At 44.7% G+C, this 16,849-nt stretch carries 13 protein-coding genes; 6 read left to right on the top strand and 7 right to left on the bottom strand.

The window, feature by feature from the left end; genetic code table 11:
• Positions 1-122 precede the first annotated feature (122 nt).
• The 3 genes from RVY89_RS20185 to fimA form a co-directional block, all read right to left on the bottom strand.
• A complete protein-coding gene (locus RVY89_RS20185) occupies positions 123-2,708 on the bottom strand; it encodes a fimbrial biogenesis usher protein (RefSeq protein WP_484826277.1) in 2,586 nt (861 codons plus the stop codon).
• A 33-nt stretch (positions 2,709-2,741) separates the two neighbouring features.
• Positions 2,742-3,464: a fimbria/pilus periplasmic chaperone gene (locus RVY89_RS20180; RefSeq protein WP_484826276.1), complete on the bottom strand. Its 723-nt coding sequence runs from the start codon at positions 3,462-3,464 to the stop codon at positions 2,742-2,744.
• Positions 3,465-3,546: 82 nt separating this feature from the next.
• On the bottom strand, positions 3,547-4,101 hold the full coding sequence (gene fimA / locus RVY89_RS20175; RefSeq protein WP_484826275.1) for a type 1 fimbrial major subunit FimA: 555 nt from the start codon (positions 4,099-4,101) through the stop codon (positions 3,547-3,549).
• Positions 4,102-4,998: 897 nt separating this feature from the next.
• On the opposite strand from fimA, the gene RVY89_RS20170 reads away from it, so the two are divergent.
• The gene (locus RVY89_RS20170) at positions 4,999-5,160 is read left to right on the top strand and encodes a hypothetical protein (protein WP_484826274.1); all 162 of its coding nucleotides are present in this window, start codon (positions 4,999-5,001) and stop codon (positions 5,158-5,160) included.
• A 57-nt stretch (positions 5,161-5,217) separates the two neighbouring features.
• Here the strand turns inward: RVY89_RS20170 and RVY89_RS20165 are convergent, their stop codons facing one another.
• Positions 5,218-5,472, bottom strand: coding sequence for a hypothetical protein (locus RVY89_RS20165; RefSeq protein WP_484826273.1), 255 nt, complete (start codon positions 5,470-5,472; stop codon positions 5,218-5,220).
• Positions 5,473-5,504: 32 nt separating this feature from the next.
• Between RVY89_RS20165 and RVY89_RS20160 the strand changes: the two genes are divergently transcribed.
• Complete coding sequence (locus tag RVY89_RS20160; RefSeq protein ID WP_484826272.1) at positions 5,505-6,401, top strand: PAAR domain-containing protein; 897 nt, start codon at positions 5,505-5,507, stop codon at positions 6,399-6,401.
• A gap of 1,466 nt (positions 6,402-7,867) precedes the next feature.
• Here RVY89_RS20160 and RVY89_RS20155 read toward each other — a convergent pair.
• Entirely contained in the window at positions 7,868-8,980 is a 1,113-nt protein-coding gene (locus RVY89_RS20155; RefSeq protein WP_484826271.1) for a hypothetical protein, read from the bottom strand.
• A gap of 758 nt (positions 8,981-9,738) precedes the next feature.
• Here RVY89_RS20155 and RVY89_RS20150 point away from each other — a divergent pair.
• The 3 genes from RVY89_RS20150 (at position 9,739) to RVY89_RS20140 (ending at position 12,247) form a co-directional block, all read left to right on the top strand.
• On the top strand, positions 9,739-9,909 hold the full coding sequence (locus RVY89_RS20150) for a hypothetical protein (protein ID WP_484826270.1): 171 nt from the start codon (positions 9,739-9,741) through the stop codon (positions 9,907-9,909).
• A complete protein-coding gene (locus RVY89_RS20145; protein ID WP_484826269.1) occupies positions 9,899-10,393 on the top strand; it encodes a transposase family protein in 495 nt (164 codons plus the stop codon). The genes RVY89_RS20150 and RVY89_RS20145 overlap by 11 nt, the downstream gene beginning before the upstream one ends.
• Positions 10,394-11,278: 885 nt before the next feature.
• Complete coding sequence (locus RVY89_RS20140) at positions 11,279-12,247, top strand: HvnC protein (RefSeq protein ID WP_484826268.1); 969 nt, start codon at positions 11,279-11,281, stop codon at positions 12,245-12,247.
• Between the two features lie 1,382 nt (positions 12,248-13,629).
• Here the strand turns inward: RVY89_RS20140 and RVY89_RS20135 are convergent.
• On the bottom strand, positions 13,630-14,097 hold the full coding sequence (locus RVY89_RS20135) for a hypothetical protein (RefSeq protein ID WP_484826267.1): 468 nt from the start codon (positions 14,095-14,097) through the stop codon (positions 13,630-13,632).
• Positions 14,098-15,339: 1,242 nt separating this feature from the next.
• On the opposite strand from RVY89_RS20135, the gene RVY89_RS20130 reads away from it, so the two are divergent.
• A complete protein-coding gene (locus RVY89_RS20130) occupies positions 15,340-16,005 on the top strand; it encodes a helix-turn-helix transcriptional regulator (protein ID WP_484826266.1) in 666 nt (221 codons plus the stop codon).
• Positions 16,006-16,140: 135 nt separating this feature from the next.
• On the opposite strand, the gene RVY89_RS20125 is transcribed toward RVY89_RS20130, so the two are convergent.
• A complete protein-coding gene (locus RVY89_RS20125; protein ID WP_484826265.1) occupies positions 16,141-16,791 on the bottom strand; it encodes a helix-turn-helix domain-containing protein in 651 nt (216 codons plus the stop codon).
• Between the last annotated feature and the right edge of the window lie 58 nt (positions 16,792-16,849).

Raw genomic sequence — 16,849 nt, 5'->3', positions numbered from 1 at the left:
GACATCAGACGATTTATTCTGTATACAGTGCAAGACATTCCGGAACCCGAAAACATTGCACACAGCACATTTGAAAACATATATATACCCTGCGGTTAGTTACAGCGTAGCCTGGAAAAATATCAGGAATGGCAAGTCAGATTCATTTGAGAAACTGACATCTCGGTCTCACGAGCATCAAAGCGATAAGGAATGACACAAGACTGTCCGCTTCTGTTACCCCATTTAGACTCCAGTGTGCCCGAGACAGGCAGACCACTCATATATACCTGCCCGTTGTCACCCACTATCCCCGTCACGCCACTGGCTTTTTCTGTTACTGTTGCGCCGAATGGAATTACACCACTTAGCGATTTGAGGGAAAACAGCGCCCGTATTCCGACATGCGAATTAAATTCCGCCCGAACTATCGCGCCTTCAGTCGGAACTACATTACGGACATTTTCATCCAGATCGATGTGTTCATCCATGGTATTGGTATTAAGTGCAATTCGGTTTCTGCGATAGACTGTCGCAAAAGGAACAACAGCATAACCTCGCCAGTCAGTCCTGATACCCGTGGAGTTCTCTACGCTGACAGATTTTGCGCCGGGAGCCTTAATCAGGACGTTTGTATTACCCAGTGGCTGACTGAGCGTAACGCCATTAGCATGGGCCACCATGCCACCTGCCAGCTGATATGACCACTGATGTCCGGTGTTATCATAGCTATACCCGATACCACCGTTTGCATACTGACTGTTGTACTGAACGTTAGCGCTCCCGGTATTCCCGTAGCGTCCACTATGCCCTTCATAGAGACTGTAGGCTAAATTTCGCTCCTTAAGAAGCGTACCGGATATGCCGGTCTGAATCGAAGAAGAGCCACTGGTAGAATTACTGTACCTTGTTGTTGAATAGGTGCTTCCTGCAATCCCGGGGATGCTGTTATGATTTTCAAAAATTGACAGAGGAACAGAAACCATAAAGGAAACATTACGCTCTGCCTCATCACGCCCTGAATTTTTGTTGTAAGCCAGGGAGAAATTATATCCCACGCGTCCCAGCCTTCCCGAATACCCCAACTGATACCAGGCATCCTTTTCACTCGTATTCCAGTAGGTTTGCTGACTTCCTGTCAGGTAAACTGACCCCATGGAACCAAGCTGCTGAGAAATATTAAGCTGTAGTCGACCTTTTTTAGATTTATAAAGATTGTGATAGTCAATAAGAGACGGAACATCGTGTGCATGATCCGGATGGTCGTACTCATACCCCTGCATGGTTTTATAGACAACATCATCCAGGGAATAGAACCCGTGAGTCGAATACCGATATCCCAGCAGCTGGAAGTTAGTCCCCATATTGGTCAGCGACTTCGCGTACAAGAAACGCAGGGACTGCCCCTCGTACACATTTCCGTCAGGCAATTCGCTTCGGGCATGCGTCAGATCGAAGGAGGATGCTCCCCACACACCATAGTTTTGGGCGACCCCAAATGCGACAGACTGATATTGCTGCATCAGCTGCGTACCACCATAAACCGTTACGCCATGACTGAGTCCCGCGCTGACCACCCCCTGAGTAAAGAACGGATCGTTCTGCTGGCTTTTACCGCTTCTGAATGTACCTGCTGCAACGTCATAACTGTATCTGCCTTCACGCTGCAGGACCGGCACACTCGAATAAGGGATCGTGTATTTCAGTACCTTACCGTTAGCTTCTTCTATAGTGACCTCCAGGTCACCATTTGAAGACGCCGGATTCAGGTCCGTGATTTCAAACGGGCCGGAAGACACAGACATCTGATAAACAATATATCCATTTTGCCGCACCGTAACTTTTGCACGGCTGTTTGCTATGCCCCGAACAACGGGTGCATAACCTCGCTGACTGTCAGGATACATGCTGTCGACAGAGTACATCCGCACCCCCCGCAAACCTACACTGTCAAACAGCATGTTATCACTGTTTGTATCACCAATAATGAGTTCGCTTTTCAGTGGGATAATTGCGCGTTCGACATACGTATTTATATTATCCCAGCGAGTTGTACGGGAATCGTTGCTTTTGTTATAGCTGAAGCCACTGTTATTGCGCAGGCGCCATGGCCCCAGGTTGAGCCCACTCTGGAGACTTAAAAACGCGTTTGAGCTGTCGTAACCGTTACTGCCGGTCAGGTTGTAATTTAATAGTCCACCGTTTATCCCTTCATCCCATTCTGCGGGCGGGATATAGCCGTGCACGTTACTGTCCATGTAAATCTGTGGAATACTGATATTCATGCGCTGTGATTCAAAATCAAAAGCGATAACTGAATCGGGAATAATTTTCTCAACCGGAATGCACTGGTTTGCCTGATAACCTGACAATGCCGGTAATGCTGAAAACCTGACATTCATCTGATGTAAACTGGCCGTCGTCAGACACGCTTCAAGCCCGGTGTCATCTGCAGCATTGTTAGCGAGCACACGCCCTGTTCCTGCTGCCTTCTCTTTAAATACCACATCGCGCGTCGTGACGTATTCACCGTTAATATAAATGTCAACGTGATACGTTCCGGCTGGCTGGTTATTGCCGGACTCAAATCGTGATAAATCTGCCACAGCAGCGGTATCATCTTTCAAAAATGCAGAGTTAAAATGCGGCTTGCCGTGGCAAAAAAATGACACTGTCAGCGCAAGCGACGACAACGCGAACCTTGCAATTAGATGCGATCGATTATTCATTTTCAGCTCAGTGTAGATGAACACAAAAAACAATTAGATTTCAATTCCTTTTTGGGCAGGAGTAATACCGCCATAATCATTAATTGTGCTGAATTGTACCGGACCGGATCTTCCAGCTTTATTATTTACACGAACCTCTCCTTTCGGTGGCACCATTGTATTTGCCAGTGGTGCTCCACCCACGGAAAGCTTTACAATATTTATATAAAACGGCGTTGGATTAGATATTATCAGTGACTGTCCGCTTCGTTTAAAACGCAGCTGCGCAGGTGCTTCATCAACGTTAGAATCCAGCTTTTCAGGACGAACAAAAATTTTAATTCTTGTCAGAATTGCCAGCTGCAGGGTGTTCTTCCCTTCCGTTTTATCGGTATCAATTTCAGGAATGGATTTTGCGTTCAGCCAGTAGACGGACTCTCGGTCTGTTGGTAACGGTTTGCCAACATACATAATTCTCAGTGCATTTTCACTTTTTGATTTGCTGACAAACAGCGGAGGAGTAATGATAAAATCTGAAGTTTTTTTTCCGGTTTTATCCTCTACCCAGGACTGTACGAGAAAACGAGTATCGGGTGATGTATTCGCTACCGGGAGAGAGGTTGCTTTTGCATGCTCAGGATAAATTACACGCGTGGCACCCAGCGATATTCCACTGGCGTGAGCAATACCAGATTGCATCAGCATAGCTGTTAGCAACAATGCAGCACCCGCTGCTTTTACCCTATTAGTATCTACACACCAAGCCAGAGCTTTCATGTTCCCTCTCATTGATTCGAATATAATTTAGGTACGGTCACATTTCTGTTTCCGTACCCTTTATTCACTTGACTGAGTAAACTTAGTTATAAATCATAGTGAAGGTTGCATCAGCATCTGCATCACCTTCCGTTGCGCCACCGAGAGAAACATAGCGAGCAGAGAATGACAGGGTATTTTCACCATTAATCAGCGTGTGCGCCGTAGTTGCGGTTGAACCATCGAGTGGAGCTACTTTTCCTGCCTCATCCAGGATCTGGATACCAACATTACTCGCAGACTGTTTGTTAGTGTGAGAACCCACCATCAACAGGTCCGAGCGCCCGTCAATGTGTTGTCCACTGAAAGCCACGGCTGCCGTTGGAGACGTAGCAATATCGCAATCTTCAAGAACGATAGTAAATGGGATCTGAGCAGTCATTGAATCTGGGTCAGCCAGGCTTTGCGTACGGTACTGACCCAGAACCACTTCTTTATCGGCTGATTCATTGCTGACAGAACATGCTGCATTCACCAGGCTACCGGTAAAGTGCACAACACCACCCGCAACGGTAGTAGTATCAGCCTGTGCGCTGGTTACTGCACCAGTCATGCTCATTGCTGCGATTACTGCTAAAATTGATTTGTTAAATTTCACTTAAATGTTCCTTGCTACTGTTGTTTAGAAGTCAGGTATCAGGCAGGAATAATTTTTATTCACTCTGCTCTGCCATTACATTTCAACAATCTGTTGCCAATTTTCAAAATTGTTATTTTTTTTCCAATTTCAAAAAACGATTGTCAATACCGATTTATTAGAAAATTCTTATTTATTCCTTGTTGATTTTAATTGTTGGTGTTATGTAACATAACTGTTTACATTATTTTTCATCTCATGAAAATAACCCTAAATATTATGTAAATAGCCTCTTTAAATTTATTCCCTCTGAGCTTCAGATAAATCCCCCTTCCAGGTTCCCTTGAGAGTCAGCAAATCACAAAGAGATACTTTTTGAAATATCTTGCAATTTTATTTTTTTTATAATTTTTCACTTTAAAAGTGAATGCATTTTCCCTTTATAAAATCCATGAACTTTGTTTGATTTGCATTTTATTCAGATCTTTCTCTCCTCAAATAGAGAGCACCAAAAATGACACCCTCCGCAAAGTCTGGCAAAAAGGCATTGCACCCCACTCAATAGAATAGGAGTTTTCTTCATTCTACCTTTACAACAATGCCCCCCCCTATTCATTTAAGCGATAATAAAACTGCGACCGGGGATGTGTCGCGCAGCTCGTTATCCTGAGTGACATATTACTTGCTCAGCCCTTCAGGTGAGCGTGAAATGATAATGATTTGTTGATTTTCATTCTTTAATTATTTACAAATTTTCCCATACCTGTGGGCATATGCATTAATCCATTTCGCAAAAAAGTTATTCAAATTCAGGATGGCGTAGTCACTTCGCGCTGGCATTGCCTGACAGAATGATGCCTCTTAAAGGCCTCTTTAGCATTTTCACTATTCGTTTTTCAACGCAATGAAGGAACACCTATGGAAGCGTATTACAATAACGAACTCTCACCGCAAGTATTGTCCTCTCTGACAAGCTCCTTGCTTAGTGAGGCCGATTACGCATCGATGGATGTGGAGATGGTGACGTTTTTAAAAGCCCGGGAGGAATACATCAAAAGTCATCCTGTGATTGCAATATGACGACAGGCCACTTTGGGCAGCCTGACGCGTCCTGGTAGAACAGTGACGTCTGCCAGTTCAGAGGGGCAAGTGGTGGGCAGTGATGGAAATCTGGTCAGCTTCGCTATGATGGGAGATATTGTTACCTACCCGGATGGCACCTGCGCCCGAATCATCACCGGCTCCGATAGCATACTGCATCACGATGGCAAAGGGTTTGCGCTGGCAGGAAGCCCGCTTGACAACGGTGACGAAATCATCAGCACGCCTCAGGAACATGCTCTCCTGTGCTGCCGGGCAGGAGAAACGATGCCCGAGGATTTCCTCAGTCACGGATACGTCGTCTCTGGCAGGAAGTGAATGCTGTGATCAAAGGTTTCTGGATAGTAAAAGGTGACAAAACCAGCTGTGGTGGCACCGTTCTCGAGGGCGCCAGGACAAGTTCCTTTGGTGGCAAATTTCTGGCCCTCAATGGAAGTAAAGTGTCCTGCGGGGTGCATCCCGGCGTTTATACGATTACAGGTGGCCATCCTGACCACATCCATCACGGTGTAAATGAAGCGAGCCCCCTTTACAGCCACTCCACCTGTCCCTGCAAAGCCAGATTCATACCGTCGCAGACGTGGGCAAGCCATGGTCTGACGCCGGCATCATCTGGTTCGGGAACGGTGCAGAACCCCGTCAGGAAAATTTCACTCACGGCTGGCGTGTTTTTTGACGGTTATGACAGCCAGGTCATCGCGTCAGAGCCAGTACCTGAGCCCTGTACCGCCAGATATCATAATGTGTCGGATTTTGAGGCAGTGGCAATCCTGACGGAATGCGCACAAGATAATTTTAGCACCAATGGCCCCGATAATGACGTCGCAACGGCTTCTCCGACAAACATCCACTGGATGCATACACTTTATAAGCACAAGTTTGCAACCGAAAACGATAATGCCCGGTTCAGTTTGTTTATTAAGGATGGCAATTATGCCGGTGCTGGTAATGAGAACTCTTCAGAGGCAAGACGGAGAACCAGTTACGCTTTAGCCACAATGAAAGAGGCGTTCAAAAGTTACTTTTTATTGCTAAAGGGATCACACCCCGGTGTCCGGCTCAGCATCACCACTGTTCAGTTTGACCTCTTTGGTTTAGGACGCGGTGCAGTAGCAGCACGCCACTTTGCAGTACAGCTTCACTCCCGGGATGAGGCGATAAATCAGGTTATCCATGAATGCCCGGATGCGTCCGGTTTATTGGTATTTTCGATTCCGTGATATTAGCGGATATGCGCCAGAAGAGTGGCAGTCCTGACCACGGTTTTACCGGAGGTGAAGATACATTGCTTTCACGAGATGTGGCTGCTCATGTTTTCCACATCACTGCTGCGCACGAGTGCAGATTTAATTACGCGCTGGACATATAACTCCGTACTGGCCGGAGCTTGCACTTCCAGGTTCGCACAGTAATATTGGCGGCGGATATTTGCCTGTTGTATCAGAAACACATTTTCTGTCGCTCCCTGTTACTGATAATGCTGACGCTAATTTGTCAGTTAAAGAGCACGAGTCGGGGTTTGCATCCTGCCAGGCCTTTCTTATTAGGGTAAGCAAAATCAGCAATGAATACTGGTATGCCAGGTCTGAAGCCACAAGCGGTGATGATGCCCTGCCAGGGCACACATTCTTCTCAGCGTTATCGATGCGCAACAGAATAGTGAAAAACGACTGGTCAAAAGTCGCACTGCGGGTCACGATTGACGTAGCCAGCAGTGCCGGGGTGGAACTCGAAATGTCCGGAGTTACAAAGAACTGCCATTACCTGATGAACTGCAACAATTGTGTAAGAAAGCCCTCAGAATGGGGAAAGATGTTCGCTCAGGGCGCGTCCCGGAAACTTTTTCTTATGATGAATGTGATTTCCTGACAACACATTATGTCCACTGTTCCGCAAACTGAAACGCAACAATTGCAGGAACGACAGGTTCTCAGCTAAGGGCATCGGATATTATTAGCTTTATTAATCGTCCGGATGAATACTGGCAGAGAGCCATTGTTATCTCTGAATATGAGTGATTCAGAACAGACCGTTTTTCTTCATCAGGCAACGGTCTGTTTCTTTCGCTACCAGATTCAGCCCCACCCTGGCATTCACCGGACTTTCAGGACCGTTGATAAATATGCAGATGTGTCATTCACGTCAATGTGACGGATCACAACGCTACAGCAACTCTCTGGCGGTGATGCTCTTTTATGTCAACTTCAACTGCTGACGGGCTTCAAGCTGGAACTGATTATACTGACGCCTGCATGTTGGCTCGAAGTACTGAGGCATAATACCGTGATTGGTAAGCGAAGAAATACTGCGGGGCAAGCTGTTTGGGGCGGACTGACCGGATGTGCGTAACTGGACTCCGTTTTTTTGACCAATGCGGGCTGTCAGCCCAACTGTATTGCGCGCCAGTCGCTATTTCAACTTAAATATGCCGTATTCTTGCGGCTTCCGGGGCACATTTTCGCTTATATCTGATATTTACTGAACTTCGGGTTGTCGGGTACATCAGATGAAGCACCAGACGATCAGAGCAATACACTGACGGAGAGTTCATTACAATTCAAATTTCATGTTATTCTTCCGACAATATTCAGAAAATCATCATGCACGTGAATAAGATAAAGCCCTGCACATTTCAGGGCTTTTATTCATTCTATCCAGGCGATACAGAAATTCAATATTTCCTTATCTATGCTCGCTCAAGGCAAAAAGTAATCTCACTTAATACAGAAACAGTATCAAAGCAAATAATATATCCATTTGAGGAAGCATTCAAATCAGATGACTCGAGAGTGAAATATGCAATTTTTCTTTCAGAGTTTGGGTCAACAGTAACAAGATAATCTGGTTTACCACTAGCACAAATTCCAGCGACATCATCAAAATAAAACCCATCATTACAATTGTGGAATAAAACTGAATCATTTGGTGTGAAAGCGGTCATTTTATACCGGACACCCGGAAAAACATTAAATGCTGATAAAAAGTGATGTAATGAATAATAACCCGATTTAACATCTGTAAAATTTATACATTCTTCGTCGACAGCAGAATTGAACTGAAGAAGAGTTGAAGCCGTAGCTCCTCCATTACCAAGACTTACCGTAGCGGTCACCCCCTCAGCCAGTCTGTCAACATAATTCAAAGATGATGGCAGCGTGATCTGCGTGGTCTCTGCCTCCAGACCATTTACATTGATCAGCGCACTCCCTGTCACGCTGGCCGTTGCAGTCAGCCCCGAAACTTCAGCCCCGGTCTGGTTGGTGGCTGTCCATTTCACTTTATTGAATGAAGCCCCATCTGCAGGGGCGTTATTCGCTACAATGACTGAATGAATCGTATATGTTTCACTGCCTTCAGCGCCGTGAACAGCAAAAATAGTTTCCGGAGAGCGAAGGCCATTCACTGTGTAAAACATCACCAGAGTGCCATTTTCACCAACATGTCCATTTTCACCATACACGCTAATGTCAGATTTGCTCACCTCAAATACCAGTTTTTGCCCGACATCAATGCTGTTGAGCGTATGCTGCAATACTTTATCTGTTACCAAATCACCGGCAGCATCCCGGCCACTGAGTGTGAGCTCAACAACATCTCCATCCACCATTTCTTCCCAGGGGAAAATATCAACCAGTACAGGGTCAGTTAAATCAACAACCCAGATGGTATTATTATTGACACCTTCAACCGATGGCCCAAATAATTTTGGCATCATAGCTGGATTATTTCCAACACTGGCTTGCGAACATGTCCTGGCACTCATATTTACTTCAGAAGAAAACATGGAATTTTTTTTCATTTATATAGCCCTCTGTGATTTCAAGATTGAAAATATGTCTTTAACTCGCCCCTTTTATACACTCAAGGTGAAAACAGTACACGAATAAACATTGAAACATCAAAGTTAAAATATAAAGTTGTCTCCGGTAACTAGACTTGTCGGGTGACTGACTGCAACAGTGAGTCGCAACAAATATCCCGGTCATTTACGAAGTGCTGATGGTACAAGCTTCCAGTTTCCACAAGTGAAATCTGATTGCCAGTGTCATGCCGCCGCTACAGCCCTAATACAGATCCAGCTAATAATGCAAATCGACAGCCTACTCCGTACCTTTCCAATATCCTGTATTCATTTTTGGGACTGTTACAGCGAAGACCCATACTTCGCGCTGCTCCGTAGATATCAGAAACAATTACCTGCCATATCTAGTGTCCGGGCCGTTCAGGAAAGGGGATGAACCGGAAACAAGGATGACCATTATAACTGGCATAGAAGAGGAAACTCGCTATGCCTCGGGCTGAGACCCGACCTATGCAACGCCCTGGTTTTATCCGTGTCTGCCATGCAGGTTCGGAGTCTTTTTCAGCCCTCTGCCGTCTCTTCGGCATCAGCCGAAAAACCGGTTACAAATGGCCTGAACGTTTTGTCCCTTCTGACCTGTCATCTCTCTCTGAGCGCTCGCGTGCTCCGCACTCCCGGACGGTTCCTGATGCTATCGCCGGGCGGCTTACGGCCCTGAGGCAAAAACACCCTGACTGGGTTCCCAAAAACTGAGGATGTGGCCCCTCAACCATCATGTCGATTTTACCGTACCTGCTGCCAGTACTATCGGCGATATCCTCAAGCGTGAAGGCCTGGTCCCGGATAAAAAAGTGAAAACGCAGAACACGGGGAAACCGTCAGCCCCTGACGACCATCAGCGAGTACAATCAGGTCTTGAGCACTGATTTCAAAGGTAAGTTCAGGCAGCTGAGTCGGCAATACTGCCATCCCTTCACCCTGACCGACAATCACAACCGGTATCTTCTGAGCTGCCGGGGAACGGACCGGAAAAGCAAGCCCTTCGTCAGAAAGTGTCTCACGAATGCGTTACTGGAGTGCAGTCTGCCGAAAGTCCTGAGAACGGATAATAGTAAGCCTTTCGCAGGAACCGGTATCACCGGATTAAGCCGCCTTGCGGTCAGGTTAATCAAACCTGGCCTCAGACCGGAGCGTATCAGAAAGGGGCATCCGGAAGAATACGGCCGCCATGAGCGAATACACCGTTCGCCGAAGGGTGCAGTGATTACCGGGAAGAGTTTAACCACGAAAGGCCGCATGAAGCCCTGGCGGGAGCAACGCCCGGAACGGTGTGGCACCCCTCCGGCCGACACTGGGATGGCAGAGTTCCTGAATACGTTTAGCCGGCAGGGGGTATGGTCTACAGTGTAAAATCGAGGGGAACACTCCATATGGGTAAAAAGGGACGTTATTCCTGAGCGAAGCACTGACTGGCGAATACATCATCTTTAACGGAATAACGCTTGCTTACTACGACTGAAAAACCGGGCGTGTGATCCGTACAGACTAAAAACTGTTACCTATGTTCCCGGTCTCATCTGTCACCTATGTATCCGGTCATACAAAAGAGTTATCCGGATAAGCAGTTATAAAAAATCTGAACAGACAGGTTCAATGGCCATTTCCTGTATCAATTTTAAATTTTTCCGGATAAAACTTACCTCTCATGGCCATAGTCATTTTAAGTCAACCGCTATGGCCCGGAGGTCTCAGTTAAACTTTCAGCGATTCAGACACGGCTTACCTTTACGAGGAATGTTCCGTGCCGGCAAACAGTGGAACCGTAATATGCATCCACGGTTTCTGATACGATCTGCAAGTGGATTTGCCGGGAACGTTTCAAAGAACGTATCGCGGGTAGCGCTATACTGGTTCATTCTTCATCAGAAGTAGTGGGTTAGCGAGACCTGGCATAAGAAGGGTAAAAAACAGCCTGCTCAGTAATAACTCACTACAGACCAGGGTGATACTCATCGGACAGAGGAAAGTTCACAACTAATACATTAATTGCATTTAAAAAATCGAGTACCCGCGAGTGGTTTGACTGAAGGAGAAGTTAAAATAAATGCTGTCCATCAATATCCCCGTCCAGCCTGACTTTACCCCTCAGAACAGATACTAACTTTAATTAATTTCAGAAGACAGCTCATTTTTATTATAACGCGGATAAAACTTGTCGTTGCCGCGGTTCAAATCAATCATTTAAATTCCGATCCTACCTGATTTTTCCTTAGTAATTTTAATGATGAGATTTTTATGAAACTAAAAAAATGCGTCCTTCTTTTTACCCTACTGAATAGTTCTTCTTGCGTGCTGGCCAACCAGACATCAGATACTGAGAATTACGTTCAGCAGCGTGTTAGTAAAGCCATTACAGGCCAGCAAATGGCCGACTATCTGAATTCAGATTATGCAAAGACAGTTTCAAATTGTGGCTCCGCAACAAGCCCTGCATTTTTATGCTCAGGTGTCCTTTTCAGAGCCACGAACCCCGATACTGATTATAACTCATGGGACCCAAGTCCCGGCTCTGTTTCCTCTGGCGGTGTTTCATTTTCTTACCTGCGCAAAGACTCTAAATTTAGTAAACTTGCATATGGATACCTTAATGGATTCATACTTTACCCGTACTCTTATGCACCCGCAGGAAAAAATACTAACATTGATGTAGCCTGTATTTTTCCGGTCGACGCAGATACAGTTAACCGAACAGCCCACGGAAATGGATGTGGAGCTCATATAAACTATCCGGCTGATAGCGGCCCCTGTCAGGAACAAGGGATTACGACAGCGGCAAAGTGGAAAGAACACTACAAGGCCGTAACGGTTAATCAGCATCAACATCAATGTGGCTTTGAAACAACCGAAAATAGTGCTTATGACGGTACAGTTGCATTTTATCAGGGCATATTATCCATGAGCGAGATAGCATCAGAATCAATTAATGTTCAGAATGAACTTCGTCTGGCGACATGGGACACCAGTGCTGTTGGTTATCCGGGGAATTTCCCCATCGAAGCATTCTTTTATATCTACAAGCAGAATCGGGAGCGGACACCTGTTGAAAAAGGACTGGTAGCTGCTCAGCATGACCAGAGTTCATATTATCAACAGACAGGGATCTGGCTCCCGATTATCAGAATGTCTTTACCATTAACACTTTCTGAAGACGCATACTTCACCTACTCCGAAACGGACCAAAAAATACCTGAACCATTAAATTAAACACAATGTCTTGATAAATCTTGGAAAGAGGGCATATCAGTAATTAATGCGACGTCATGGTAAATTTCAGAATATCTCTGATATAAGTCCACAGCACTGTCTGCTCCTCTTTTCTCCTCCTTCGCAGATCCTTTCCAGGTTAGATCCTGCATGTTAAACAAGCACTAACTTCTGTTAACATATTTGCAAAAATTGAGCATAGATCCGCAAGTTAACTCTCTGTTTCTCAAATTTAAGCGTCACTCGCTGCAGCTTCCTGTGCGCCGGGCTTGTTGACATCAAAACTGATGCCTGAAATCGGCATCAACGCCATTATGATATTTACATGGCACCAGAGGTGGCGCGAAGTGATGCTGATATTTACTTCCTTTGGATCTCTAAACTCCTTATTGTGATTCGCGATACCACCGTCGTAAAATCAGAACCGCGCGAAGATAAGCCTGAGACGTTCTGTATCACCTGTGAGATATCGCTTTGGCCCGGGACGGTACCTCTAGCGACGCCAGTCAGCAAAAAGAGCCTGATTCTGCTGATAAATGAACTGAAGCTATCCTCCTTTTACCTTCGGGGACAAATATCAGGCACATTACTGATACCATTGATATTCGCAATGTCTTCAATTATTCCCCGACAAAGGTGCAGACGTCGTGGAATAACAATCTTATGTCCTGCCACGTCTCCCTCTTTTGTGGACGAGTGATCTGCAACTATGGCGACAGACTATTCCCGATGACAATACGGCTGAAGCAGGATCGCCTCGCCTGACCGTCAGCCCGCGCTGAGGCAGGTTACAACATAGCTGAAAATGCCCTGTGGAAGCTTAGCCCGGGGCCTGGAAGTATTTGCTCTTCAGCTTTGACCACGATGGTGAGCGAAAACACTGCCGTACAGCCCGATCGGATCGTGTAAAGTGAATCACATGGCCCCAGAAAACTTCTGCCGCCATTCACTTTACATCAGAGCAGACCGGCCGGAGATCCGGGTGAGAGACCTGACCTGCTGACCTGGCGAGTCACGCTTCCTTCCAGATAACCAGTGCTCATCAATACGTTTCGCTCTGTACGCTGACTCAGACACGAATAGTTCCGGAAAATCTGACCATTCAGGGAAGCTGATGTAAACAGAATGAGTGTAAATTCGGCGGCACCGCAAAAAGATAAATGCAGTACTACCTGTGGCACAGAAACCTTCATTTATGACCGGCGGCATCATATTTAACGGTCATTGAGGTCCAGGCTATTCAGATTCAGAACGCCTTGAAAAATCTTCAGACATTGCGGCTAATCCAGAATCGAAAAGACCGCACTGTCTGTTGAAATCCATCTGAAAACAGGGAGTGAAAACCTTTTAGCAGATTAACAATCCAACCATTTTTCTAACGGTTAAATGCCGGTTTCGTGACTCAGGCTCCCATGAACATCAAAGACAGATTCCGGAGAACGCAGGCCATTGACCGTATAAAATAAAATGAGAGTTCCCGTTTCACCAGTATGCCCATTTTCGCCGTACATACTGATATCTGCTTTGTTGACATCAAAAACGAGTTTTTGCCCGATATCCAGAGAGCTGAGAGTATGCTGCACTACCTGATCCGGAACCACATCGCCTGCGGCATCGCGGCCACTGAGAGTAAGAACCACCACATCTCCATCCAGCATTTCATCCCATGGGAAGATATCAATATATACCGGGTCGGTCAAATCGCTGCTCCAGACAGTATTGTTGTTCACGCCTTCAATAGATGGTCCAAATAATTTTGGGGTGACTGCAGCAGTGCTTTCAGCATCAGCCTGAGTGCGCTTAACGGTGTTTACATTTGCATCGATGAAACATGCTTCCGTTTTATTCATTTAAATATCCTTTATCGTAAATGTTTATTTAGTGATAGCGATTAGAACAGCTCTATTTATACAACCCTGATAAAAATATAGCTCGAGCAAAAACTAGAGCATCAACAATAAAATATAGCCACCCATCGCAGAGACAGTACACAGATAAACAGCACTGACGTTTATTATCCGATGGTTTTCATAGCATCAACCACGTCATTGCTATATGAATATAATTTCCCGCCAGGTACAACGTTAACCCCAAATGCCTGCACAGACATGCCCGTGAGGTGGTAAAAATAAAGCGCTCATGATGGAACTTCATGTAAGTTCAACATTTAAGTCAATTAGCCCTGAAGGAATGTCTGAAACTATCACACATTACAGGTAATACACTTACCCTGAAATAAGTTTTTCTTTATACTTCATTTCATAGTGACTTTGGCTATATGTAGCGAGATGATAATATAAATGATAAATAATTGTAATAAGTGTATTGTGTGTGGGCGGTTAAGTAACATGAAAGGCAGTGTATGTAATGAATGCGCTCCGGAATCCTTATTTATGCAAGGAAAGCCAGGACTAAAACGTGCTTTGTTTATTTTTTTTATATTAATATTGGGTGCTCTGGTAGTTGAAGGACTGTGGGCTGCAGGCGTCTTTTCGCCTCACTATCAGCGTCGCGTGAGAGCCTCATCAGCACCGAAATTTTATCAACGCTGTTCTGATCAGCCTTGCCATCTTACAAAAGCAATCATACCCGCGAAATAGTGACATGGCTGAGGTTCTATAACAGCCATTTGAGGTCAAATTCCCCAGTCTGATATGACTTCATAAAAAATGCTGATACTTAAAAAGAGAGGCGCATTAGCGCCCGAATTACCTCACGGCAACTAAAATGGATGTTTTTTAAACTGCACATGAATTATGTGATTTGTACAGAGAAAAGGCATGATGTGTTTTTGTACAAAAAACCACAAAAAAGATAACAAAAAAACTCAACGTGTAAATATTTTTATTAATTAGGAGTTTTCTTGCTTATCTTATTTTAGACCCTAAACTTAAAGACTCCCTCAGTATTCATACATGAATCAACAAAAATCTGGATATCCAGAAATCATCCGCAGACGGTATCAGGGCGAGCTGTGTTGCTATTTTTTACATTATTTCGCCTGATAATCGCTCAAAATGATGGTTTGTCTACCCTTATGGCTGATACAATATTACAAATTTATTTAAAGAATGATAGTAGATGAGATTTTAATGGACAAATCCGATGTTATTGATATTTTTGAAAAAATCATTGAGACTCTCAATGGCACTATAGCAGCAAGCCACGAAGTCGTGCTTCACGATCTCGCCCGCCCGGAGCGTTCTGTTGTCAGGATCATAAACGGTCATGTGAGTAATCGTGACGCCAGCGCACCTCTTCTTTCTGGTCCTGATGATGATCAGGGTTTTATCGGGCTACTCAGCAAACCTGACAATGGAAGCCAGTTCAAGATTGTAAAAAATTACGAGGCCACGACGAAGACAGGCAAAGTACTGAAAAGCGCCTCACTCATCTTTTACGATCACGAAGGAAATCCAGCAGCTGCATTTTGTATGAATGTCGATACTGAGGGGCAGGATTTACTCAGGAGACTGGCGTCATTCATTACGCCAGTGAGTAGTGAGTCGGGTTCACCTGAGGAAGATAGTGTCACGCCGCAACTTTCGGCTTCAACCGACGATGTTATTAATGCAATTATTATGCAGTATCGGAAGCCTTACAGTAAACTGACTAAAGACCAGAGACGGGTGATCGTTGCCGAAATTAATGCCCGCGGGATTTTTAAGCTAAAAGGCGGTCTGGTTATGGCAGCTAAAGCACTCGGTGTTACCCGATTTACCGTGTATAACGATCTTGAGGCTCTGGGATTAAAGTGAGTGGCCATCAGTAAATCAGAGAAAAAATTCCTTTAGCATAATTATGATATGTGAAGTTATGGTTAACCTGCTATCCAGGATTTGATAAAAATGCGTATCTGCCATCATTTCTTAATGAAGTCGGCATCAACACAGTCAAAGAGTTTCAGGCAGGTCGTCTATAAATATCAATTTCCCTCGCAATATCGTTATATATCCTCTTTTATTTAAAACTGAAAGTATGTTCATTACACTACTTCTTGAGAGTTGCCCCCGAAGTTGTATGTATGTCGCAACAGGTATTTTGCCTTTTGCTACAGGATGAAGATTATTATATTCAACGATTAATTCTTTAACGACTGAATAATTATTCTTCTTAAGCACTTTCCTCTGAAAATTCATGGAAAAAAGCAAATTAGCCGCAAACAACTTAGCAAGATTCTCCCATTGATTTTCTTTCAGGATGAAATGATGAAAATCAGCAACTTCCATAACCAGAAAAAAACATTTTTCAATACAATTGATAACAACATCATTCCTTGACTTGAAGAAAATTTTCGAGGCGCCAATAATTGAAGGTGATGAAATTATGTTTGACAATATTGTCTCATCACTGTCATACAAAGCGCATATCCCTCTGGTTAAAATATAAATACTATTTTCCTCCGGAGGAAAGGATACGCCCTGCTTGATCTCAATCGACTGATGTAAAGAATAAATAGCTTCAGGGATAGAGTTTATTATTTTATCAACCACCTCTATATAATCACCATAGAATGCTTCTGCCCCTGTACTGAGCTTACTCATGCATCATCTCCTTCGCACAAATATTATGCCACATAAATGTGGCTTATGACTTCCAGAC

Source organism: Enterobacter sp. 3U4 (genome assembly GCF_057224565.1).
This window is presented reverse-complemented; position numbering and strand designations above follow the sequence as displayed.

Excerpts from the sequence above, each read along its gene's own strand:
- RVY89_RS20180 (WP_484826276.1), bottom strand. The coding sequence starts at position 3,464 with ATGAAAGCTCTGGCTTGGTGTGTAGATACTAATAGGGTAAAAGCAGCG.
- RVY89_RS20125 (WP_484826265.1), bottom strand. The coding sequence starts at position 16,791 with ATGAGTAAGCTCAGTACAGGGGCAGAAGCATTCTATGGTGATTATATA.
- RVY89_RS20135 (WP_484826267.1), bottom strand. The coding sequence starts at position 14,097 with ATGAATAAAACGGAAGCATGTTTCATCGATGCAAATGTAAACACCGTT.
- RVY89_RS20185 (WP_484826277.1), bottom strand. The coding sequence starts at position 2,708 with ATGAATAATCGATCGCATCTAATTGCAAGGTTCGCGTTGTCGTCGCTT.
- RVY89_RS20140 (WP_484826268.1), top strand. The coding sequence starts at position 11,279 with ATGAAACTAAAAAAATGCGTCCTTCTTTTTACCCTACTGAATAGTTCT.
- RVY89_RS20130 (WP_484826266.1), top strand. The coding sequence starts at position 15,340 with ATGGACAAATCCGATGTTATTGATATTTTTGAAAAAATCATTGAGACT.
- RVY89_RS20170 (WP_484826274.1), top strand. The coding sequence starts at position 4,999 with ATGGAAGCGTATTACAATAACGAACTCTCACCGCAAGTATTGTCCTCT.
- RVY89_RS20155 (WP_484826271.1), bottom strand. The coding sequence starts at position 8,980 with ATGAAAAAAAATTCCATGTTTTCTTCTGAAGTAAATATGAGTGCCAGG.
- RVY89_RS20150 (WP_484826270.1), top strand. The coding sequence starts at position 9,739 with ATGTGGCCCCTCAACCATCATGTCGATTTTACCGTACCTGCTGCCAGT.